The organism is Kribbella jejuensis (genome assembly GCF_006715085.1).
Taxonomy (GTDB): Bacteria; Actinomycetota; Actinomycetes; order Propionibacteriales; family Kribbellaceae; genus Kribbella; species Kribbella jejuensis.
Window position 1 is genome coordinate 3,550,303 of record NZ_VFMM01000001.1, and the last position, 21,292, is coordinate 3,571,594.

Annotated in this window: 20 protein-coding genes, 1 other RNA gene and 1 pseudogene; 14 read left to right on the top strand and 8 right to left on the bottom strand. The window is 68.9% G+C overall.

The window, feature by feature from the left end; genetic code table 11:
• Positions 1–8 precede the first annotated feature (8 nt).
• An RNA gene (ffs, locus tag FB475_RS17625) (signal recognition particle sRNA small type) lies at positions 9–105 on the top strand.
• A gap of 36 nt (positions 106–141) precedes the next feature.
• Positions 142–960: an ammonia-dependent NAD(+) synthetase gene (gene nadE / locus FB475_RS17630; protein WP_141857331.1), complete on the top strand. Its 819-nt coding sequence runs from the start codon at positions 142–144 to the stop codon at positions 958–960.
• Here the strand turns inward: nadE and FB475_RS17635 are convergent.
• The 3 genes from FB475_RS17635 to FB475_RS17645 are packed head-to-tail and all read right to left on the bottom strand — an operon-like array spanning position 953 to position 2,694.
• A complete protein-coding gene (locus FB475_RS17635) occupies positions 953–1,801 on the bottom strand; it encodes an alpha/beta fold hydrolase (protein WP_141857332.1) in 849 nt (282 codons plus the stop codon). The genes nadE and FB475_RS17635 overlap by 8 nt on opposite strands.
• A 9-nt stretch (positions 1,802–1,810) precedes the next feature.
• On the bottom strand, positions 1,811–2,215 hold the full coding sequence (locus tag FB475_RS17640; RefSeq protein WP_141857333.1) for an SRPBCC family protein: 405 nt from the start codon (positions 2,213–2,215) through the stop codon (positions 1,811–1,813).
• 2 nt (positions 2,216–2,217) lie between these two features.
• On the bottom strand, positions 2,218–2,694 hold the full coding sequence (locus tag FB475_RS17645) for a MarR family winged helix-turn-helix transcriptional regulator (protein WP_141857334.1): 477 nt from the start codon (positions 2,692–2,694) through the stop codon (positions 2,218–2,220).
• Between the two features lie 153 nt (positions 2,695–2,847).
• On the opposite strand from FB475_RS17645, the gene FB475_RS17650 reads away from it, so the two are divergent.
• Positions 2,848–4,473 (top strand): long-chain fatty acid--CoA ligase, encoded by a 1,626-nt coding sequence (locus FB475_RS17650; protein WP_185759286.1) that lies wholly within the window; start codon positions 2,848–2,850, stop codon positions 4,471–4,473.
• A gap of 26 nt (positions 4,474–4,499) precedes the next feature.
• On the opposite strand, the gene FB475_RS17655 is transcribed toward FB475_RS17650, so the two are convergent.
• Positions 4,500–5,315 (bottom strand): aminoglycoside 6-adenylyltransferase, encoded by an 816-nt coding sequence (locus FB475_RS17655; protein ID WP_141857335.1) that lies wholly within the window; start codon positions 5,313–5,315, stop codon positions 4,500–4,502.
• 81 nt (positions 5,316–5,396) lie between these two features.
• Here FB475_RS17655 and FB475_RS38290 point away from each other — a divergent pair.
• The 8 genes and pseudogenes from FB475_RS38290 to FB475_RS17695 all read left to right on the top strand — a co-directional run.
• Positions 5,397–6,914 (top strand): annotated as a pseudogene (locus FB475_RS38290) (DNA polymerase III subunit gamma and tau); the annotation flags it as partial.
• Positions 6,915–8,694: 1,780 nt separating this feature from the next.
• Positions 8,695–9,093: a hypothetical protein gene (locus FB475_RS17665; RefSeq protein WP_141857336.1), complete on the top strand. Its 399-nt coding sequence runs from the start codon at positions 8,695–8,697 to the stop codon at positions 9,091–9,093.
• Positions 9,094–9,635: 542 nt separating this feature from the next.
• Entirely contained in the window at positions 9,636–10,364 is a 729-nt protein-coding gene (locus tag FB475_RS38295) for a YbaB/EbfC family nucleoid-associated protein (RefSeq protein ID WP_337678208.1), read from the top strand.
• A gap of 1 nt (position 10,365) precedes the next feature.
• Entirely contained in the window at positions 10,366–10,965 is a 600-nt protein-coding gene (gene recR, locus FB475_RS17675; RefSeq protein WP_141857337.1) for a recombination mediator RecR, read from the top strand.
• Complete coding sequence (locus FB475_RS17680) at positions 10,958–11,602, top strand: DUF5063 domain-containing protein (protein WP_141857338.1); 645 nt, start codon at positions 10,958–10,960, stop codon at positions 11,600–11,602. Before recR ends, FB475_RS17680 begins: the two co-directional genes overlap by 8 nt.
• Positions 11,603–11,691: 89 nt before the next feature.
• On the top strand, positions 11,692–12,207 hold the full coding sequence (locus tag FB475_RS17685; RefSeq protein ID WP_141857339.1) for a hypothetical protein: 516 nt from the start codon (positions 11,692–11,694) through the stop codon (positions 12,205–12,207).
• An 8-nt stretch (positions 12,208–12,215) separates the two neighbouring features.
• Positions 12,216–12,866, top strand: a complete 651-nt coding sequence (locus FB475_RS17690; RefSeq protein WP_141857340.1) for a hypothetical protein — start codon at positions 12,216–12,218, stop codon at positions 12,864–12,866.
• Positions 12,867–12,882: 16 nt separating this feature from the next.
• The gene (locus FB475_RS17695; protein WP_141857341.1) at positions 12,883–13,356 is read left to right on the top strand and encodes a GNAT family N-acetyltransferase; all 474 of its coding nucleotides are present in this window, start codon (positions 12,883–12,885) and stop codon (positions 13,354–13,356) included.
• Here the strand turns inward: FB475_RS17695 and dinB are convergent.
• On the bottom strand, positions 13,353–14,555 hold the full coding sequence (dinB, locus tag FB475_RS17700; RefSeq protein WP_141857342.1) for a DNA polymerase IV: 1,203 nt from the start codon (positions 14,553–14,555) through the stop codon (positions 13,353–13,355). The two genes, FB475_RS17695 and dinB, sit on opposite strands and share 4 nt — an antisense overlap.
• 82 nt (positions 14,556–14,637) lie before the next feature.
• Between dinB and FB475_RS17705 the strand changes: the two genes are divergently transcribed.
• Positions 14,638–15,849 carry an MFS transporter gene (locus tag FB475_RS17705; protein WP_238332197.1) on the top strand — a complete coding sequence of 404 codons (1,212 nt, stop codon included), beginning with the start codon at positions 14,638–14,640 and terminating at the stop codon, positions 15,847–15,849.
• Here the strand turns inward: FB475_RS17705 and FB475_RS17710 are convergent.
• Positions 15,732–16,319 carry a dihydrofolate reductase family protein gene (locus tag FB475_RS17710; protein ID WP_141857344.1) on the bottom strand — a complete coding sequence of 196 codons (588 nt, stop codon included), beginning with the start codon at positions 16,317–16,319 and terminating at the stop codon, positions 15,732–15,734. The genes FB475_RS17705 and FB475_RS17710 overlap by 118 nt on opposite strands.
• Before the next feature lie 31 nt (positions 16,320–16,350).
• Positions 16,351–16,671: an ArsR/SmtB family transcription factor gene (locus FB475_RS17715; protein ID WP_141857345.1), complete on the bottom strand. Its 321-nt coding sequence runs from the start codon at positions 16,669–16,671 to the stop codon at positions 16,351–16,353.
• A 217-nt stretch (positions 16,672–16,888) separates the two neighbouring features.
• Between FB475_RS17715 and FB475_RS17720 the strand changes: the two genes are divergently transcribed.
• Positions 16,889–18,157: an aspartate kinase gene (locus FB475_RS17720; protein WP_141857346.1), complete on the top strand. Its 1,269-nt coding sequence runs from the start codon at positions 16,889–16,891 to the stop codon at positions 18,155–18,157.
• Between the two features lie 5 nt (positions 18,158–18,162).
• Positions 18,163–19,260: an aspartate-semialdehyde dehydrogenase gene (locus FB475_RS17725; RefSeq protein ID WP_337678209.1), complete on the top strand. Its 1,098-nt coding sequence runs from the start codon at positions 18,163–18,165 to the stop codon at positions 19,258–19,260.
• Between the two features lie 40 nt (positions 19,261–19,300).
• Here FB475_RS17725 and FB475_RS17730 read toward each other — a convergent pair whose 3' ends face one another.
• On the bottom strand, positions 19,301–20,290 hold the full coding sequence (locus FB475_RS17730; RefSeq protein WP_141857347.1) for a helix-turn-helix domain-containing protein: 990 nt from the start codon (positions 20,288–20,290) through the stop codon (positions 19,301–19,303).
• Positions 20,291–21,292 lie beyond the last annotated feature (1,002 nt).

Sequence of the window (21,292 nt, forward strand, 5' to 3'; positions counted from 1 at the left end):
CACTCTGTGCTGGTTCCCCGCGTGGCGGTATCTCGCCCAATCCCCCCAGGGCCGGAAGGCAGCAAGGGTAAGTGAGCTCTTCCGGGTGCGCGGGGAATCCTCATGTCTAGGCTGGTGCTCCCCAGATCAATGAGGAGCCTGATGAATCCCGAGAGCCGTTACCTGCAGGAACTGATCATCGCCGAGCTCGGTGTGCCTGCGACATTCGACGTGGACAGTGAGATCGAGCAGCGGGTGGAGTTCCTGGCGGAGCGCCTCCGGCGGACGCGCGCGACGGCGTACGTGCTCGGGATCAGCGGCGGCGTCGACTCCTCCACCGCCGGGCGGCTCTGCCAGCTCGCCGTGGAGCGGGTGCGGTCGGAGGGCGGTCAGGCGACGTTCGTCGCGATGCGGCTGCCGTACGGCGTGCAGGCCGACGAGGCGGACGCCCAGCGCGCGCTCGAGTTCATCAAGCCGGACGAGACGCTCGTCGTCGATGTCAAGCCGGCCACGGACGCCATGGTCGAGTCCGTACGGCACTCCGGCCTCGGTGACCGCGAGGACTTCCACGTCGGCAACATCAAAGCCCGCCAGCGGATGGTCGCCCAGTACCTCGTGGCCGGTGCCCGCGGCGGTCTGGTCGTCGGCACGGACCACGCGGCCGAGGCCGTGATGGGCTTCTTCACCAAGTACGGCGACGGCGCGTGCGACCTGACCCCCTTGTCCGGGCTGACCAAGCGGCGCGTCCGTGCGGTCGGCGAGCGGCTCGGCGCCGGACCGGAGATCACCGGGAAGGTCCCGACCGCGGACCTCGAGACGAACAACCCGGGCGTCCCGGACGAGACCGTGCTCGGCGTGACGTACGACGAGATCGACAGCTTCCTCGAGGGGCACGAGGTCGACGAGAAGGCTGCCGGCACGATCATCGCGACCCACCGCCGCACCGCGCACAAGCGGGCGGTCCCGCTCGCCTTCAGCTGAGGAACTCGGTCACCAGCCGAGCGAACAAGTCCGGCTGTTCCGCATGCAGGAAGTGTCCGACGCCGGCCGCATAGTAGTAGGTGCCCTGCGGTACGTCGGAGCGGAACAGCTGGATCTCCTGCGCACTGGTGGCCGGGTCGTACTCGCCCTTGATGAGCAGGGCCGGCTGTGTGAGCTGACCGAGGTACTGCAGTACGTCGTCACCGAAGCTCGCTGACCGAGTGATCTGGTCGGAGAAGCGACCGGACCGCTCGTGGAACTCGGCTGCGAGCTCAGTGTCCGCCGGGAGCTTGAGGTCGTGAGCGCCTGGGCCGGTGTAGATCTCCATGCGGCGTTCACCGAGCTGGGCGAGCAGTGCGACCCGCTCGTCCCACATGGCCCTCGTTGCCGGGCCGGTGTGTGGTGGCAGCTCGGCGCCTGGAAGCAAGGGGAGTGCCGCGCGGACCAGGGTCTCCGTGGCGAGCACCATGTCCCAGCCCGGGTTCTCGAAGACGATCTTGGTGATCGCCTGTGGATGCGTAGCGGCGTACCTGAGCGCGATGCGGCCGCCGTACGAATGGCCGATGACCGACCACTGCGCAATGCCGAGCTTCTCGCGCAGGGCCTCGTAGTCGGCGATCAGGTCGAGCTCATTGACCGCTCCGGTGAGCGGGTCGGACTGCTGCACGCCGCGCTGATCGACACCGATCAGGTGGAAGCTTCGGCCGAGGCGCTCGCCCTGGAACGTCATGAAGTCGTACGAGCCCGCACCGGGACCACCGTGGATGAAGAGCACCGGCGGAGCGTCCGCGGCGCCACGCTGGTCGACGTACAGCCTGGTGTCGCGGATCTCCATCAGCATGGGCCGAGCCTAGGCGGTGTGCGCCAGCTGCACCTGGCGCACGCGGTTCGCGAGCCGGGCCAGCCGGATGGTCGCGATGTTCCGGTACGCCGGACGCAGGACCGTCGCCAGCGGCCCGGACTGCTCGAACGTGTGGGTGACCCGGCTGTCCGCACCGATGGTCCACGTGCCGACCTCACGGAAGCCTGGGACCTGCCAGACGATCTCGACGCGGTCCGTCTCGACGACCGTGTACTGGAGCTCGCCCGAGAAGCCCAGGCGCACGCGGAGCGCATAGCGAGTCCCCGGGTTCGTCTCGCGCGGGCCGTCGATGGCGAGGAACGCCTCGTTCCACTCCGGCAGACCTAGGGCGTCGAGCAGCACCTGCCGGATCGCTGCCTGGCCTGCGTGGATGGTCTCGGTGGCCTGTTCCATGACTAGTTCTCCTGATGGGCGAGTGCTGGATCCCGGCGCCGGGCCAACGCGGCGCCCGTCGGGAAGGCGTCGGCGAGCGAGCGGAGGGTGCTGATGGTCTCGTCGAGCGCGTGGCCGGCGAGATTGTCGTGCAGCGTGCGATGCAACCGGTTCTCCGCGGTGACGATGCGGCGGTGCAATGCCCGCCCTTCTGGGGTCAGGCGGAGTGTCAGGTAGCGCCGGTCGACCTTGTCGATATCGCGTTTCACCAAGCCCTGGGCGACCAGGCGATCGACGAGACGGCTCGGGCTGTTGCCGGTCTCGCAGACGAGCAGACCGCCGAGCGCGTTCAGTGTCATCGGGCCGTGGTCGCGAAGGACGCGCAGAACCTCTGCCTGCGAAGGCGTGATGCCCAGCGGGCGCAACTCGGCGGCGAGCAGCCGATTGCCCTCGCGCTGGATCGCCAGCACGAGATAGCGAAACTCCTCGACAACCTTCATGGCAGATATATTACACGACACACATGTCGTGTCATCTATCTGGCGTGAGTGTCTTCCGGTTGTTGTTGCCTGCGGCTCCAGTTCCGGACGAGTTCCGGAGAAAGTCCGGTCAAGGTCATGGTCAAGGTGCAGCGCGGCTGGCACAGTGGCTTCATGAAGGGTCTGATGCAGAACTACCAACTGTCGCTGGACACGATCTTCCGCCGGGCCGAGCAGTTCTACCCGGACAAGACCGTCCATACCGGCGGTCCGGCGCCGACCACGCTGACGTACGCCGAGTGGGCCGATCGGACCAGACGCCTGGGCGGGGTGCTGGACACACTCGGGATCAGCTCCGACGGCCGGGTCGCGACCTTCGCGTGGAACTCCGGCCGCCACCTCGAGCTGTATTTCGCCGCGCCGTGCACCGGCCGGGTGCTGCACACGCTCAACATCAGACTCTTCCCCGACCAGGTTGTGTACATCGCGAACCATGCCGAGGACGAGGTCGTGTTCGTCGACCGATCGCTGCTCGGTCTGTTCCTGCCGTTGCTCGAGCGGATGCCGCAGGTGCGGCATGTCGTGGTGATGAATGACTTGCCGCCGGGCGCTCCGGGGGTCGACGTCCCGGACGACCCGCGGTTCCACGACTACGAGGAGCTGGTGGCGGCCGCGTCACCGGTGGAGTTCCACGTCGCGGACGAGAACCAGGCCGCCGCGATGTGCTACACGAGCGGTACGACGGGCAACCCGAAGGGTGTCGTCTATTCCCATCGGTCCACCTGGCTGCACTCGATCGGGGTGCTGACCAACGCCGGCATCGGACTGGACGAGACCGACACCGTGATGCCGGTCGTGCCGATGTTCCATGCGAATGCGTGGGGCCTGGCGCATGCCGCACCGATGGCCGGCGCGTCGCTGGTCTTCCCGGGTCCGGACATGAGCCCGCAGGGGATCCTGAAGCTCCTCGTGGAGCAGGAGGTGACGCTGTCGGCCGGCGTACCGACGATCTGGCAGGGATTGTTGCCGCTGCTCGACGGGGTCGAGTTGCCGAAGCTGCGGCGGATCCCGTGCGGTGGTTCCGCTGTACCGGAGGCGCTGTCGGAGGCGTTCCGGAAGAAGCTCGGCCGGCCGATCCTGCAGGCGTGGGGGATGACCGAGACCAGTCCGGTGGCGACCGCGTCGCATGTCCCCGCGCGCAACAGGAACCTTCCGGAGGAGGAGCAAGCGCATCTCCGAGCGCGGGCCGGTCTGCCGTTGCCGGGCGTGGAGGTCCGGATCGTCGAGCCCGGCTCGATCACACCGCTGCCGTGGGACGACGAGGCGACGGGCGAGCTGCAGGTCCGGGGCCCGTGGATCGCCGCGGAGTACTACCAACCGGACGACGGTGCGCAGTTGAACACTGAGGACGGCTGGATGCGCACGGGCGACGTCGCCGCGATCGACCGGTACGGCTCGGTCCGGATCGTTGACCGCACCAAGGATCTGGTGAAGTCAGGTGGCGAGTGGATCAGCTCCGTCGAGCTGGAGAACCTATTGATGGCTCACCCTGCGGTGAAGGAGGCGGCCGTCATCGGGGTACCGCACCCGAAGTGGGACGAGCGCCCGCTGGCGTGCGTCGTCCTTCAGGAGGGCTCGACCGTGACTGGCGAGGAGATCCTTGACTACCTACGGCCGCAGGTCGCGAAGTGGTGGCTGCCAGACGCGGTCGAGTTCATCGAAGAGGTCCCCAAGACCTCGGTCGGGAAGTTCTCCAAAAAGGACCTGCGCACCCGGTTCGCCAACTACCACCTGAGCTAGGTTTGTTGCCGTCGGCATCCTGCTGGTCAGGAGAAGTCGACGCCGAAATGATTGCGGAGGTGTAGCAGGGTCGCGTCGACGAACTCGTTCGGCCAGGCGTTGCCGGTGAGCTTGGCCAGTGCGGTGCCGCGGGTGATGAACTGGCGGCAGATGTACTGGTTCGCCGTGATGATGTCGGACGGGTCGGTCCCGGCTGCGGGGATAGCCTCGAGTGCGGCGCGCTGCTCGTCGGACAGCAGCGCGTTCAGGCGTTTGGCTCCGCCGGTCCGGCGTACGCCGCGTTCGGCGAGCATCAGTGCGATGAGCTGGTCGCGTACGACGCCGACGCCCTGGTTGCCGACGATCCGCTCGTCACGCCCGAGCACCGTGACGAGATTGCCGAGGAAGTAGAAGAACAGCCTCACGTTGACCGCGGGCCAGTACGGTTCGCCCGGCCGGCCGCCCAGAGGTGGGATGTCGCCGTCTGGGAAGAGCGTCCCGTCCCGGTCGAACAGCACCCGCACCCCGTCGTACTGGAACCGGTCGAACGCCGCGAGCGGGTGCGCGACGAGATCGACGTGCAGCCAGTCGGCGGTGATCCCCAGCCCGCCGATCAGCCCGGGCACCCGATCCGCGTGCACGGTAGGCCCGGTGAGCTTGCGCAGTACGTCGTCCCAGTGCTGCTCGAACCAGTCGATGCTGTGGTCCGTGACGACCAGGTGTACGTCGACGTCGCTGAAGCGGTCCGCCTGACCGGTGCCGTAGCTGCCGATCAGGTACACCGCGAGGATCCGCTCGTCTGCGGGCAGCAGGTCCCGGGCGCGCACGATGACTTCCCGTTGCCGATCGTCCCCAGTGGTCATCGGGCCAGCGTAGGTCGCCGCCGAGCCGAGGCTCGGCGGGCGTGGACGGGAACTGTCGCCGGGCAGCGCTAGGGTTGCGGCGTGGAAGCGCCCCTTGCCTTGTATCGCCGGTATCGCCCGGAAACCTTCGCGGAGGTGATCGGGCAGGAACATGTCACCGCGCCGCTGCGGAACGCGTTGAGCAACAACCGGGTCAATCACGCCTACCTGTTCTCCGGCCCGCGTGGCTGTGGAAAGACCACAAGTGCGCGGATCCTCGCCCGGGCGATCAACTGCGAGAAAGGCCCGATCGCCGAGCCGTGCGGGGTGTGCAAGTCCTGCACCGACCTCGCTCGCGGCGGGCCGGGCAGCATCGACGTGATCGAGATCGACGCGGCATCGCACGGTGGTGTCGACGACGCCCGCGACCTGCGGGAGCGGGCGTTCTTCGCGCCGGTCGAGAGCCGCTACAAGATCTACATCATCGACGAGGCGCACATGGTGACCACGCAGGGCTTCAACGCCCTGCTCAAACTGGTCGAAGAGCCGCCGCCACACCTCAAGTTCATCTTCGCCACCACCGAGCCCGACAAGGTCATCGGGACGATCCGGTCGCGGACGCACCACTACCCGTTCCGGCTGGTGCCGCCGAAGGTGCTCGCCGACTACATGGCGACGCTGTGCGAGGCGGAAGGTGTCGCGATCGCGCCTGCCGCGCTTCCGCTCGTCGTGCGGGCGGGTGCTGGTTCGGTGCGTGACTCGCTGAGCGTGCTCGACCAGCTGATCGGCGGGGCGGGGCCGGAGGGCGTGACGTACGAGTTGGCCGTCGCGCTGCTCGGGTTCACGCCGGACTCGCTGCTCGACGCGTGCGTGGACGGGTTCGCGGCGCATGACAGCGCCGCGGTGTTCGAGACGGTCGAGAAGGTCATCGAGACCGGGCAGGACCCGAAGCGGTTCGCCGAGGACCTGCTGCGGCGGCTGCGGGACCTCGTCATCCTGTCCGCCGTACCGACCGCTGTGATGTCCGGCCTGATCGACGCGGCCGAGGACCAGGGCGAGCGCCTGCAGACCCAGGCCGCCGGGATCGGCCCAGCTGAGCTGACCCGCGCGGCGGACATCGTCGCGGCCGGCCTGCTGGAGATGCGCGGCGCTACGGCGCCTCGGCTGCAGCTCGAGCTGATCTGCGCCAAGGTCCTCCTGCCCGGAGCCGACGACTCGACCAACGGCATCCAGGCCCGCCTCGACCGCATCGAACGCCGGCTGACGATCGAAGCCGCGACAGGTACGTCGGAGGCAGCCGGTACGACGTCATACCCGCAGCCGGTCGCATCCGCCCCTGCCGCCGCCCCTGCCGCCGCCCCTACCGCCGCCGCCACGAGCCGTGCCGCGGCGCGGGCCGCCGCCGGCGCGGGCCCTCGCTCAGCTCCGAGCGGAGCCGCGCCGACCGACGCCCCTGGTCCCAGCACACGTACTAATGCCGGCGGAGGCGACGCGACCGCCGATGGATCTTCCAGCGCCGGCATGCCCGCGATCGGGCCGGCCGACGCCGACGTCTCTGCGAGCGCGGCAGCTGACGCCGACGCCCCTGCGAGCGGTGGCGCCCGCGGGGGCACGCCTGTCCCAGGTGAAGCCGGGACGGCGGCTGCTGTGCCGGTCGCTCAGGCGGACTCATCGGGTCGGGCCGCGGGCGGCGCGGCGGGCGGCGAAGGAACTGGAGTTGGCTCGGGAGCTGAGGCCTCTTCCGTTGGAGCAACCGGTGTAGGCAGCACAGCTGCCGGTGGGGCGCAGAGGGGCGGTCCCGGTAGCGGTGCGGGGGCCGCGGGTGGCGCTCGTACGGGTGCTTGGGGTGATGAGCCTGCGGACTCCGAGACCGGCGACGGCCGTGGGAGTTCGGCTTCTGGAGCGCCCAATGCTCAGGTAACCACCACGTCCCCTACTAATGCTCCGGCCGCTGGTGGGCCTGCGGCCGGTGCGGCGTCGGGGACTGTTGGGCTGGCGGATATTCGGCGGTTGTGGCCTGAGGTCTTGGAGGCAGTCAAGGCCAAGCGGCGGTTTGCCTGGATCATGTTGAGCCAGAATGCTCAGGTCATCGCGATCGACGAGCAGACGCTGACTCTCGGTCTGGTGAATGCGGGGGCTCGGGAGAGCTTCGCGCGTTCTGGAAGTGATGAGATCTTGCGTCAGGCGATGATCGACACCATCGGCGTCAACCGTCGCGTCGAAGCAGTCGTCGACCCGTCCACCGACCCAGGCGCCGGAGGTGGGTCGACCGGAGGCCCCAGCGGTCGGCCCGGCCCGCAGTCGACCGGCCCCCAAGCAGGTGGCCCGGGAGGAGCAAGCCACACCGGCTCACCAACAGCCCAAGGCACTCCTGGGACAGGTGCTGCTGGAGCGCCCGGCGCCGGCGGTCCGGTTGCTGGTGGCCCTGCCGGCGGCGCACCAGGCGTCGATCCTGAGGCCAGCGGTACTGACGCAGACGGTTACGGCACGGCCGGACGCGGTTCCGGTCGACCTGATGCAGACACTGCTGCCGGCGCTGGCGGGCCTGGAGTTGGCGGAGCGTTCGCTGGGAGTCCGGGGGGTGCCGGAGCTGCAGTAGGTGGTGTGGGTTCGGGACCTGGTGGTGCAGGGTCGGCTGGCTCGGGAGATCCGGCTGGCTCGGGAGATTCGGGGTACGGGGCGCTCGGTGGTGGGGTTGCCCCCGGCGGCGCTCAGTCGGGCACCGCGGGCTCTGGCGGGTCCGCGGGTTCTGCTTCGTCGGCCGCAGGCGTGCGGCCTGTTCGGGCTGGAGCTGCTGGGGCGGCGGCCGGTGCCGGAGCTGCAGGTACCGGAGCCGGCGCTGGTGGGGCAGCCGGTGCCGGGGTTGGCGCCGCGGGGGCCGGGTCGGTCGCTGGAGCTGCGGCTCGGACTGGGGAGTGGGGGAACGGGGCTGCGGTTGAGCTGCGGGAGCCGCCGGATTCCGAGTACGACGATGTGCCGCCGGAGGAACCGTGGGAGGACGGCCCGATCGGGCATTCCGCCCAGCAAGCAGCCCGGCAGGCCGCGCAGCAGGCGGGACTCCAGGGCGGCCCGCGCACCGGCCAGCAGGGCGGGCAACAGCAGGTGGACCGGCGGGAGCAGGCGGCTAGTAAGCGGCGCGCGGCTGAGGCGGCGGTGGCTGCTGAGCAGGCTCGGCTGGCGGCGGCCGCGGCTTCGGCGGTGCCTGAGGTACGCCTGACGCCCGAAGAGGAGGCGGACGCGATCGGTGAGGACGACATGGTCCTCGAAGACGACTCGCGCTCACACACGGATCTCCTACGCGAGACACTCGGCGCCCAGATCATCCTGGAAGAGCCCAACTGATCTCCCATCCCACCCCATAACCCGGCCGCGCCTCCCCGGACTCGGCCGGAGCCAGCCGGTGTCCCCTGAGCCCGCCCGGCCCACCGAGCCGCCGGAGCTGGCCGAGCCGCCGAAGCTGACCGGCGCCACCCGACGCCACCCGGCGCCACGCGACGCCACCCGACGCCACCCGACGCACCCGGAGCTGCCCGGAGCTGCCCGGAGCTGCCCGGCCGAGCGAGCTGCCGAGCCGCCCGACCCACCGAGCCGCCCGACCCACCGAGCCGCCCGACCCACCGAGCCGCCGAGCCATCGGAGCGGACCGGAGCCGCCGGAGAGTCTGGAGCTGCCCGAACCGCCCGGCTGCCGCCCGGAATCCCGGAGCCGTCCGGGTTACCCGAGCCGTCCGGGCTACCCGAGCCGCCCGATGCCGCCGGAGCTGACCGGCGCCGGAGTTGACCGGAACCGCCGGAGCTGACCGGAGCCGCCCGAGCTGACCGGAGCCGCCCGAACTGACCGGAGCCGCCCGAGCTGACCGGAACCGGCCGAGCTACCCGAGTCGGCCGGCGCCGCCCGGAGCCGGCCTGGCTGTCGGGTCGGTTGATCGTGGGGGTCGGTGGTGTGTTGTTGAGGAGGCTGGCCAAGGTGGGCTGGCGGGGGTGCCGGATGGGTGTGCTCGGGGACGTGAAGCGGGGTGCGGGACGGTGATGACGTTGCGGACTGTGGAGTGACGGCCGGCTTGCCCTCGGGTCTCGACGATGCTCCAGTCGTGCGGGAGGCCCGGTGGGTTGGTGGTGGTTCACAGGGCTTCCACAGGGTGGGTGGGAGCGTGACGGTGGGTGTCCACAGGTTTACGGGGGTGTGGATGGAATTGTGCACAGGGTTGTGGATAAGTTTGGGGAGACTGGGCGGTTTCCGGGGGTGGGTGGGGTTGTCGGGGGGACAGGCTAGTGTTGAGGCTCCGGCTTTGGGTTGGTTTGATGCCGGCGTCAGGGAAGCGGTTCGGACGAGGAGATCGCAGTGTTCGACGGTGGCGGTGCTGGGGGCTTCGACATGTCCAACCTGCTCGCGCAGGCGCAGGCGATGCAGAACCAGTTGATGGAGGCTCAGGCCGACCTCGAGGAGCAGGAGATCGAGGGATCGGCGGGCGGTGGTCTGGTGACCGCGCTGGTGTCGGGCACGGGTGAGCTGCTCAGCCTGGACATCAAGAAGGAAGCCGTCGATCCGGACGACACCGAGACGCTAGCCGATCTCATCGTCGCCGCGGTTCGGGACGCCTCGGAGAATGCCAAGCAGGCCGCAGCCGCGGCGATGGGTCCGCTCGCCGGTGGGCTGGGCGGCGCGTTCGGTGAGGGCGGCTTCCCGGGGTTCGGTGGCGGCGCGCCGTCGGCGCCGGCCGGGTTCGGACTGCCGAGCGCAACTCGTCCCGCTGTCGCGGCCGGTGAGGACGAGCCGACGACCCCGGCCACAGGCGAGACCGGCACGGGCGAGGGCCGCAACCCCGGCACGGGCGACACGAGCACGGGCAACGCGAGCGCGGGCGCAGGCGACGCGAGTACGGGCAATGCGGGCGCGGGCGGTGCGGGCGCGGGCGACGCGAGTACGGGCAACGCAGGCGCGGGTAACCCGAGCGCGGGCAACGCAGGCGCGAGTGACCCGAGTGCGGGTGGCCCGGGTGAGGGTAGGCGGGGTGTCGGGTTTGTTAACCCGGGGAGCTCGGCCGGCGGCGTCGGTCAGAACCCGGGCTGACGTGTACGAGGGTGCCGTTCAGGATTTGATCGACGAGTTGGGGCGGCTGCCGGGGGTGGGGCCGAAGTCGGCGCAGCGGATTGCGTTTCATCTGCTCGCGGCGGACGAGACCGACGTACGGCGGTTGGCGCATGTGCTCGTGCAGGTCAAGGAGAAGGTCAAGTTCTGCGAGATCTGCGGCAACGTCGCGGAGGAGGCGCAGTGCCGGATCTGCCGGGACCCGCGCCGCGACCTGAGCCTGATCTGTGTGGTCGAAGAGGCCAAGGACGTGGTGGCGATCGAGCGCACCCGCGAGTTCCGTGGCCGGTACCACGTGCTCGGCGGGGCGATCTCGCCGATCGAGGGCGTCGGGCCCGACGAACTGCGGATCAAGGAGCTGATGCAGCGGCTGGCCAGCGGTGAGGTGACCGAGATCATCCTGGCCACCGACCCGAACCTCGAGGGCGAGGCGACCGCGACGTACCTGAGCCGCCTGCTGCGGCCCATGGGCTTGCGCGTGACCCGATTGGCTAGTGGACTTCCTGTAGGCGGTGATCTCGAGTACGCGGACGAGGTCACACTCGGACGGGCGTTTGAAGGGCGACGATCGATCGATGACTGAACCAACAGATATTGCGGAACGCGCGTTGGCTACCGACAGCGAGGACCTGACGGAGTTCGCTGAGCAGATCGCCGACCAGGTCCGGAGCTTCCTGATCTCGGTGCGCGACATCGCCGCGCAACCGGACGAGGACGGGGTCGACGAGGGCCTCGCCTCGCTGCCGTACCTGCTGCTCGAGGTCAGCCAGCTGCTGCTGGCCGGCGGCCGGCTCGGTGCGTTCGAGGACTTCGTACCGGAGGAGCGCTTCGAGAGCGACGCCGGCCCGGATCCGGACCTGGACGCGATGCGGGACCGGCTCGCGGTGCTGTTCGAGGGCCTGGACGAGTACGCCGAGGTGTTCGATCCGTACGCCGCGCCGCCGGAGATCACCGTGAACCGGCTCTCCGACGACCTGACCGCGATCGCGACCGACCTGGTGCACGGCCTCGCGCACTACGAGGAGGGCCGGGTCGTCGAGGCGCTGTGGTGGTGGCAGTTCTCGTACGTCTCCACGTGGGGGGCGGCCGCGAGCGCCGTACTGCGGGCCATTCAGTCGCTGATCGCACATGACCGGCTCGAGCCGGCGCACGACGCCGAGACCGAGGCCACCGACCGCGAACTGGTCGAGGTCGCGGAAGAGGCCGTCCAGCGCCGCTGACGGAGTTATCCACAGCTTGCTCCTGACCGCCCCACGCGGGGGTCCGGCGCCCATAGGGTGAGGGCTCGACGACGGTCAGGAGGCCCGCTGTGGAGGAACAGACGTACGCGAAGTTCAGCGCGTCCCGGGTGCGTTCGGTGATCACGGCACCGATCGCGACGCTGCTGGCGTTGGCCCTGCTGCCTCGCGATTTCTTCGACCTCAGCGAGTATCCAGCGACCACCGTGATCCTCGATGTCCTGTTCGTGCTTTTCCTGTACGTCGCGGTGCGGACCTGGATTGTCGTCATCCGCGGCCCGGTCCATCTGCGGTTGGCGGCGGACGGCTTGACCATGCGGCGCGGTCGTCGTGAGCTGACGCTGCCGTGGGCCGATGTCTCGCTGGTGCGGATCAGCTGGAAGTCGAAGGTTCCGTGGGTCGTGGTGTGGTTGGCCGAGGCGGTGCCGTCGGACCGGGTGCCGGTTCGCGCGGAGCGGGACGGGAGCTACCGGGTGCTGCCGATCGGGCGTGGGCGGTCTGTGCGGCGGCGGATGAAGCAGGCCGCCACCTTCCGCAGCGAGATCATGGGGTATGCAGGGCGCTACATCGATGTGTCTTGGGATTGAATGGCGAGATGTCTGTTCTCGAACTCGTCAAACGGTTGCCGGAGCCTGATGTGGTGCGGCGGGTGAGTCGCGCGCTGGCGGTGCTCGATCTGGTGCTGAACGAGGATCCGGGGACGCGGTACTTCGAGTTCGACGCGCGGTGGTCCGCGACCGAGGAAGCTGCGTTGATGCGGGACGGATCCGGCGGCGAGTACTCGATCGTGTTCTCGCCGGACGGTGTGTTCGGGTACGGGTTCGACCACGAGTCGCCGATGTCGCCGTACGTCAACGAGATGAAGCCGTGGCCCGGACTGCTCGACGACATTCCCGAGGTGTTTTACGAGCAGCGGGACGAGAAGGCCTTCGCCGAAGACGGTACGCCCCGCGCGACCGTGTGCTTCTGGCGTACGACGGACGACGACGCCTGGCGCTGCGGTCCGGTGGAAAACGTCCAGGCCGACGGCGCGGACGAGCTGTTCGAGCTGATCGCGGACGGCCGGCCCGAGGCGTACCTGACGTTCGCCGAGGACTACTACCAGGTCGCCCTGGACCTCGAGCCGATCCGGTACGTGTACGCGCTGATGCCACTGACCGAGTACGTCGTGACGTCCCTGAACCGTGAGCGCCGCCTGTCCGACCTGAAGGACGCCATCGCAGAGATCGGCTACCCGCGGTCCTAACGGCTACCGTGCGGCCATGAGAGTACGAGCGGCGGGGACCGCGGACAGCGACGCGGTCTACGGGATCCTGACGAACGTCGGCGCGCGCACGATCGTCGTCCACGGTACGACGTACGACGCTGCCACGCTGCCCGCCCTGGTGGCAGAGCACGACGGCCGAATCATCGGCGTACTGACCTACAACCTGGTGGACGGCGAACTGGAGGTCGTCAGCCTCCACGCTGTCGACCAGCGACGCGGTGCCGGCACCGCTCTGCTCGACGCCGCGGCCGCAGTGGCTCGACAGGCGGGGGCGCGGCGGCTGTGGCTGATCACGACGAACGACAACCTCGACGCTCTCCGGTTCTACCAGCGGCGAGGAATGCGGCTGGTCGCGGTCGCGCCGGGTGCGGTCGACGCGGCCCGGGAGATCAAGCGATCGATCCCTCGGACCGGCGACTACGGCATTCCGCTGCACGATGAGCTGGAGCTCGAGCTGCTGATCAGCTAGTCCGGCAGCATCGGCATCTCCAGGCCTGGGCTCTTGCCGAGGAGGGCGCCGCGGGTGATGGCGTTGGTGCCGAACTTGTCCTTGACCAGGTCGAGAGCGGTGTCCAGTTCGTTGTTTGCTGCCTTGTCGAAGGGGAGGGCGAGTTGCAGGGCGGCCTCGTTTGCCAGGTTGCCGACCGAGATACCGATCATGGTCAGGCCCTGGGTGCTGATCAGCGGCTGGGCCGCGCGCAGCAGGGCTCGGGCGGTGACCAGGATCGCGCGCGTCTGGTCTGTTGCTTGGGGCAACGTGTGGGAGCGGGTCGCGCGGGTGAAGTCGTCGAAGCGGAGGCGGAGGGTGACGGTCCGCCCGGAGCGTCCGGCGGAGCGCATCCGGCGGGTGACCCGGTCGACCAGCCCGGCGAGAATCGCGTCCAAGGTGGCCGGTGACTTCGGGGAGCGGCCGAGTGCGCGTTGCGAGCCGATCGAGCGGCGTCGGCGGCCGACCTCGATCGGGCGTGGGTCGCGGTTGTGGGCGAGCGCGTGCAGGTGCCGGCCGGACGCGCGGCCGAGCATCGCGACCAGGGCGGCCTCGGGAAGCATCGCGACGTCGCCGACCTTCGTCAGGCCGCGGCTGCGCAGCTTCTCCGCGGTGACCTCGCCGACGCCCCACAACCGCGAAACGTCCAACGGATGCAGGAAATCCAGCTCGCGGTCGGGCGCCACCTCGAGCAGGCCGTTCGGCTTCGCGACTCCGCTCGCCACCTTCGCCAGGAACTTGGTGCGCGCCACTCCGACGGTGATCGGCAGCCCGACCCTGGACAGCACCTCGGCCCGTAGCCGAGTCGCGATCTCCACCGGCGTACCGCGGATCTTCCGCAGACCGCCGACGTCGAGGAACGCCTCGTCGATCGAGATCCCCTCGACCAGCGGCGTGGTGTCCTCGAACACCTGGAAGACCGCCCGCGAAGCCTCCGTGTACGCCGACATCCGTGGCTCGACGACGATCGCGCCAGGGCACCGTTGGAGCGCCTGTCTGCCGTTCATCGCGGTCCGGACGCCGTAGGCCTTGGCCTCGTAGCTGCAGGCGAGCACGACGCCGGCGCCGACGATCACCGGCCGGCCGCGCAGGCGCGGGTCGTCGCGCTGCTCGACCGACGCGTAGAACGCGTCCAGATCGGCATGCAGGATCGTCGCCGCACCTACCGATGGCACGAACATATGTTCGCATAGACGGCGGACAAAACGAGATAGGGAGAATTCCCGACGCGCGAGACATCGATGTCAGGACACAATGCTTGCCATGGACCTGTCGTCGTACCGCGACCTCTGGAAGACCCGTGGCGTGATGGCGCTGCTCGGCTCGTCGTTGGTCGCGCGCCTGCCGGTGCTGGCGACGATGGTCCCGTTGTCGTTCCTGGCCAAGGACGCGGCCGGCAACTTCGGGTGGGCCGGTGTGGTCGCCGGCGCCTACTCCGTGGGTACGGCGGTCGCCAGCGTCGTCTGGTCGCGCATGGCCGACCGCAAGGGCGCCCGCAAAGTCGTGATCGGCACGGGCATGGCCTGGGGTGCGTCGATGGCTGTGGTCGCGCTCCTGCCGTACAGCTGGTACCGCCTCCTGCCCGTGGCTGCTGCCATCGCAGGAGTCTGTGTGGCACCGGTGACGTCGGCCCTGCGTGCCAACTGGCCGCGGATCGTTCACGGCTCCCGGTTGCGCGCGGTGTACTCGCTGGACGCGACCGCCCAAGAGCTGCTGTTCGTCATCGGCCCCATGTCCGGCGCGGTGATCGTCAGCTTCGCCAGCCCCCGCGCAGGACTCCTGGCCTGCGCCGTAACTGCAGCGGCGACCATCTGGTGGTTCGGCATCCTCCAGAAGCCAGGCACCGCGCACGGCGATCACTCAGCGCCGCGGCTGACGGCCCGTGAACTCCTGTTTGATCAGTACCGTACGCCGCTACTCGTCGCGTGGGCGTGCCTCGTCATGGGGTTCGCCGCGATGTCCCTGGGCATGGTCGCCGTCGCAGACCTGCACGGGAACCGGCTGATTGCCGGTGTACTCGAGATGGTCGCCGCGATCGGCAGCGTGAGCGGTGGTGTGGTCAACGGTGCCCTGCCTGGCAGGCACAGCTCTTACGTCTGGCGGCGGATGCTTGCCCTCGCCGCACTGATCGCCGGCTGCATCTTCGTGACTCAGTCTGTGGCCGCTCTTGCGGTCATGATGTTCGCGGCCGGCTGCCTGATTGCTCCGACGATCGCGGCCGTCTACGAGCGGATCGGTGAGCTCACGCCGCAGGCCGCGCACACCGAGATCTTCGGGTGGGCGCAGAGCGGCGGCATGGTCGGTTCCGCCGTCGGCTCAGCCGTCGCCGGTGCGGTGGTGGAGGCGTTCGGCGTGCGCTACGCGTGGGTCCTGGCGGCAGGTCTCGCCGTACTCGCGACCCTGTCCCTGCTGCGCGTCCCGCCCCACCGGCCGTTGGACATGAGCGTCGTCGATGGTACGGCGGTCGCCGCGTAGCGCACGCGGTAGTTCGCTTCGAGTACTCCGCCGTCGCGGGCGCACATCGAGATCAGCCGGAGCTGCCTGCGGTCCAGCAACGTACCGCGGCCGGCCGCCACCGGGTGGATCAGCAGCGATACCTCGTCGATCAGGCGCCACTTGAGCAGCGAGCGGACCAGCGTGAGGCTGCCGATCACCTGCAGGTCCTCACCCGGTACCGATTTCAGTGCGGTCAGTACCCGGCGGACTTCGCCCTGGAGCATCTCCGTACCCGGGTGCGCGACGACGGGCCGGGAGGCCACGACGAGGTTCCGGGTGTTCTCGAGCCCGCCGAGCGAACCGGCGTACCGCTCGAACGTCCGCCGTCCGAACAGCACTGTCCCGCCGCCGGGCATCAGCTGGCCGAGGGCGGGCCGCGGCAGCCACTGTTCCGGCCGCTCCACGATGCCGTCCTCGGACATGCACAGCCTGGCAACTATGTTCCGCATACCAACCCAGATGCAGGCAATGCCGCAAAGGTTATTGGCGGTGCCCACGGTGCAGCTCGGTCTCCAAGGCGTCCAGGCGGTTCATCCAGAACTTCCGGTACCGGTCCAGCCAGGTATCGATCTCCCGCAACGGCTCGGGGTCGACCGCGTACAGCCGGCGGGTGCCGTCGACCGTCACGGTCGCGAAGCCGTTGTCCCGGAGCACCTTCAGGTGCTGGGAGACGGCCGGCTGGCTGATCCCGAACTCCGCGCCGATCGTGCCGGCGATGCTGCCGGCCGGCAGCTCGCCCTCGGCGAGCAGCTCCAGGATCCGGCGCCGGACCGGGTCGCCGAGGATGTCGAACGCGTGCATCCGGCAATTATTTCAGCGATGGCTTATATGAACAAGGACCATTTCCGGTGTGCGGCGCGCACGGTCGGGGAACGTTCGGTCCGGACGGAGATCTGCCGGACCGGGTGCTGGTCAGCCGGTAGGCAACGGTCCGGTCACGGCTAGAATGACCGGTGAGACTACGCCTGGTGCAACGCCGCACGGCGTACCGCAACCAGTGGTTTGAGGAGACAACGCTGTGGGACGCGTCGTACACAAGTACGGCGGTTCTTCGGTCGCCGACGCCGATTGCATCAAGCGCGTGGCCCAACGGATCGTCGCGACGAAGAAGGCCGGGAACGACGTGGTGGTCGTCATCTCCGCGATGGGCGACACCACCGACGAACTGATGGACCTGGCCCAGCAGGTCTCTCCGCTGCCGCCGCCGCGCGAGCTCGACATGCTGCTCACCTCGGGTGAGCGGATCTCGGCCGCGCTGCTGGCGATGGCGATCGCCAACCTGGGCTACGAAGCACGCAGTTTCACCGGCTCGCAGGCCGGCGTGATCACCACGTCCGCACACGGCAACGCGCGGATCATCGACATCACGCCGGGCCGGATCGAGGAAGCGCTCACCGAGGGCCACATCGCGATCGTGGCCGGGTTCCAGGGCGTCGCCCAGGACACCAAGGACATCACCACGATGGGCCGCGGTGCCTCCGACACGACCGCGGTCGCACTGGCTGCCGCACTGGAGGCGCAGTACTGCGAGATCTACACCGACGTGGACGGCATCTTCACCGCGGACCCGCGGATCGTGCCGGCCGCGAAGCAGATCCCGAAGATCTCCTACGAGGAGATGCTCGAGATGGCCGCGTGCGGCGCCAAGGTGCTGCACCTACGCTGCGTCGAGTACGCGCGGCGCTACAACGTCCCCGTCCACGTGCGTTCCTCCTTCTCGCAGAAGGAAGGCACCTGGGTCGTCGATGCGAAGGAACTGGATCAGATGGAACAGGCGATCATCTCCGGCGTGGTCCAGGACCGCGGTGAGGCCAAGATCACGGTGGTCGGCGTACCCGACAAGCCGGGCGAGGCGGCCCGGATCTTCGAGACGGTCGCCGGTGCCGACACCAACATCGACATGATCGTGCAGAACGTGTCCGCGGTGGCCACCAACCGGACCGACATCTCGTTCACGCTGCCGCGTGCGGACGGCGCCCGGGCGATGTCCGCGCTGGCCCGGATGAAGGACGAAGTCGGCTACGAGCAGTTGCTGTACGACGACCAGATCGGCAAGGTGTCGGTGGTCGGGGTCGGAATGCGCTCGCACCCGGGCGTTTCCGCGAAATTCTTCTCCGCCCTCGCCGACGCCGGCGTGAACATCGAGATGATCTCCACCTCGGAGATCCGGATCTCGGTGGTGGTGGACGAGAACCTGGTGGACGCCGCCGTGACCGCGGCGCACACCGCATTCGATCTGGACGACGAGCACACCCAGGCTGTCGTGTACGGAGGAACGGGACGGTGACCCCTGTGAGCGCTGTGGAGAACACGATCGAGGACCGGACGGGTCTGCCCTCGCTGGCGGTGGTCGGTGCGACCGGCGCCGTCGGCACGGTGATGCTGACCCTGCTCTCGACCAGGCAGAACGTCTGGGGCGAGATCCGGCTGATCGCCTCCGAGCGCTCGGCGGGTAAACAGCTCGTGGTCCGCGGCGAGACCGTGGAGGTGATCGCGCTCAGCGAGGAAGCCTTCGACGGCATCGACGTGGCGATGTTCGACGTACCGGACGAGGTGTCCGCGCACTGGGCGCCGATCGCGGCGGCCAAGGGTGCGGTCGTGGTGGACAACTCCGGCGCGTTCCGAATGGATCCCGACGTACCGCTGGTGGTTCCGGAGGTGAACGCCGAGGCCGCGCGGAACCGGCCGAAGGGCATCATCTCGAACCCGAACTGCACGACGCTGTCGATGATCGTGGCGATGGGTGCGTTGCATCACCGCTACGAGCTCGAGCAGTTGGTGGTCGCGTCGTACCAGGCGGCGTCGGGGGCCGGGCAGTCCGGGATCGACGCGCTGTACGACCAGCTGGCGAAGGTCGCGGGTAATCGTGAGCTCGGTTCGTCGCCGGGCGATGTGCGGCGGATGATCGGGAACGATCTCGGTCCGTTCCCGGCCCCGCTGGCGCTGAACGTCGTACCTTGGGCGGGGTCGCTGAAGGACGACGGGTGGTCGTCGGAGGAACTGAAGGTCCGGAACGAGTCGCGCAAGATCCTCGGGCTGCCGGATCTGAAGGTGTCCGCGACCTGTGTGCGGGTGCCGGTGGTGACGACGCATTCGTTGTCGGTGCATGCGCGGTTCGTGCAGGAGGTGGACGCCGACGGGGCCCGAGAGGTACTGCGGGACGCGCCGGGCGTGCTGCTGTTCGACAACCCGGCCGAGGGCGAGTTCCCGACGCCGGCGGACGTGGTGGGCACCGATCCCACGTGGGTGGGCCGGATCCGCAAGTCCCTCGACGATCCGTACGCGCTGGAGCTCTTCGTCTGCGGCGACAACCTGCGGAAGGGCGCGGCGCTCAACACCGCCCAGATCGCCGAGGTAGTCGCCAAGGAGTTCATCCCCGCCGAAGCGTGACGGTGCAGGAGGGGCCTCTCCAGGCTCCTCCTACACCTATCTACAGCCAGTTTTCGCGGGCGGCGTGGAGGGCTAGTTGGAAGCGGGTGCTGGCGCCGGTGCGGTTCATCAGGCGTTCGAGGTAGCGGAAGAATGTGCGGCGGCTGATGCCTAGCGTGCGGGCGATGGTGTCGTCGGCGGCGCCGGTGGCCAGGAGGGCCAGCAGGCGGCGTTCGATGGGTTCCAGGCGGTCGTCCTCGGTGCCTACCGACGCGTGCAGCGGGAGTGCGTTGCGCCAGCACAGCTCGAACATGCCGACCAGCGCGGTCAGCAGGCTGCTCGGGCGGATGATGAGCAGCGAACGGTTCACCTCGGTGTCGCGCACCGACATCGACACGTACGCGATCGAGGAGTCGATGATCGTCAGCTTCGCCGGTACGTCGGGCAGTACGCGCGCCTGCTCACCCGCCTCCACGCACGGCAGGATGTTCTCGGTCAGGTACCCGGGCACCTCGACGGACTCCGGCGAGTACACGACCCGGTAGGCGACGCCGCGCTTGAGGTGGTCGATCTCCTCCTGGTTCGGACCGCCGATGTAGTACGGCGGGGAGTCGATCGCGAGGATCTCGCGCTGCGCGCTGCCCTTGATCTGATGGATCCGCTCGACGATCGCGCTCCCGGTGACGACCTCGATCAGGTGCGTGGTCGACTCGTTGTGCACGGTCCGGCGGAACTCGTCGTACGCGTTCAGCACCTCGATCCGGGCCTGCTTCAGCTCGGACTCGCGGCGCAGCGTCATCGCCTCCAGGCCGGCGTCCGGCGGCACCGGGAGGTACCGGGAGTGGTCCGAGCCGGAGCGCCGGGCCAGCCCGGCCTGCACCAGCCCGCCGAGCGTGCTGTCGATCGGCGCCTGCCGATCGGGGACGGCGTCGTCCAGTTCGGTGATCGACGACGGCCCGGTCCGCAGCAGGTGCTGGTAGACCTTGATCTCGTCGTCGTTGAGTCCGAGCACCCGCAAATGGTCGGCACGCTCCGTGTCCGTTGTGCTCACGACCCTCCCCTCCCTACCGATTGCTGTCACCGCCCGCTACCGCCCCTCCAGGTTAGAGGGGCCGATCCAGTCCCGAAGCCACTGTCCGTGTCGGCGCACATGCACGCAGCGATATTTGTTGTCCCGTCAGCATTGTTGTGCCGTGTCACCATCTGGCCACCACTTCTGCGCAGTCGTGAGCGAGAATTGAGGTCCAGCAGCCCGGCGACGGACCACCTGAGCGCCGCCGGGCTGCTGTTCCAATTCTGGCCCCAGTTGGCTGTCTCGTCAGCGGAGCCTGTTTCGGTTGGGTCTCGATCCCGGCGCATCGGTGCCCTCGCACTTCCGTGCCATCACCGGCTGTGCCGGAGGGTGTACAAACTGTGGCATCTCCCATCGTGAGGCCGATCAGGAGGAGTGCCCGATGCGACCGGTTCCGCCCAGTGCCGCCGCCCGTCGTGTCCGGTGTGCCGTCCCCAGCGCGAAGGCATCTTTGCAGGGATCCCGCGTAGCGCTGTCCTCCAGTACCGGTCTCCGCCGGCCGATGACCGCCGCCCTGGTCCTCGCGCCGACGGTGGAACCCCGGGAGGTGCCGGCGGGTGCTCCGTGGATGGTGAGGCTGTCCATGGGGAGTCCGGACGTGCTGTTGCGTGTCACGTCCGGCCCACGTCCGCAGCTCCCGGGGTACCACTGCTAGCACCTGGTGTGCCGGGTCACGTCAACTTCCGGCACAGGCGTAGCGTCGTACCGATGAATTGACCGCGATTTGACTTGCCTGCAACGCGTTTTGGCCGTCGCTGGCTGTCAAATGTATATTCCGGATAACGATCGGCGAAGGACGACGCAGGTGTTGTGGATGCAGCGGGGAACGACGTTTGGTTGCCGTCCGTACGTCGTTGCTCACTAAGGAGGACCGCTGTGTCGTCGGCGTCCGAGCGGATCCGCTACTCTGCTTCCCGGTCCGCGTGGCACACCGCCGTACCCCGGGCGGCAACCGCCGAAACCCAGGTGATCGGCCCATCG

Coding starts and splice junctions, on each gene's coding strand:
- FB475_RS17650 (WP_185759286.1), top strand. CDS start 2,848: ATGAAGGGTCTGATGCAGAACTACCAACTGTCGCTGGACACGATCTTC.
- FB475_RS17695 (WP_141857341.1), top strand. CDS start 12,883: ATGAGAGTACGAGCGGCGGGGACCGCGGACAGCGACGCGGTCTACGGG.
- FB475_RS17680 (WP_141857338.1), top strand. CDS start 10,958: ATGACTGAACCAACAGATATTGCGGAACGCGCGTTGGCTACCGACAGC.
- nadE (WP_141857331.1), top strand. CDS start 142: ATGAATCCCGAGAGCCGTTACCTGCAGGAACTGATCATCGCCGAGCTC.
- FB475_RS17715 (WP_141857345.1), bottom strand. CDS start 16,671: ATGCACGCGTTCGACATCCTCGGCGACCCGGTCCGGCGCCGGATCCTG.
- FB475_RS17655 (WP_141857335.1), bottom strand. CDS start 5,315: ATGACCACTGGGGACGATCGGCAACGGGAAGTCATCGTGCGCGCCCGG.
- FB475_RS17635 (WP_141857332.1), bottom strand. CDS start 1,801: ATGCTGATGGAGATCCGCGACACCAGGCTGTACGTCGACCAGCGTGGC.
- dinB (WP_141857342.1), bottom strand. CDS start 14,555: ATGTTCGTGCCATCGGTAGGTGCGGCGACGATCCTGCATGCCGATCTG.
- FB475_RS17705 (WP_238332197.1), top strand. CDS start 14,638: ATGGACCTGTCGTCGTACCGCGACCTCTGGAAGACCCGTGGCGTGATG.
- FB475_RS17640 (WP_141857333.1), bottom strand. CDS start 2,215: ATGGAACAGGCCACCGAGACCATCCACGCAGGCCAGGCAGCGATCCGG.
- FB475_RS17645 (WP_141857334.1), bottom strand. CDS start 2,694: ATGAAGGTTGTCGAGGAGTTTCGCTATCTCGTGCTGGCGATCCAGCGC.
- FB475_RS17690 (WP_141857340.1), top strand. CDS start 12,216: ATGTCTGTTCTCGAACTCGTCAAACGGTTGCCGGAGCCTGATGTGGTG.
- FB475_RS17710 (WP_141857344.1), bottom strand. CDS start 16,319: ATGCGGAACATAGTTGCCAGGCTGTGCATGTCCGAGGACGGCATCGTG.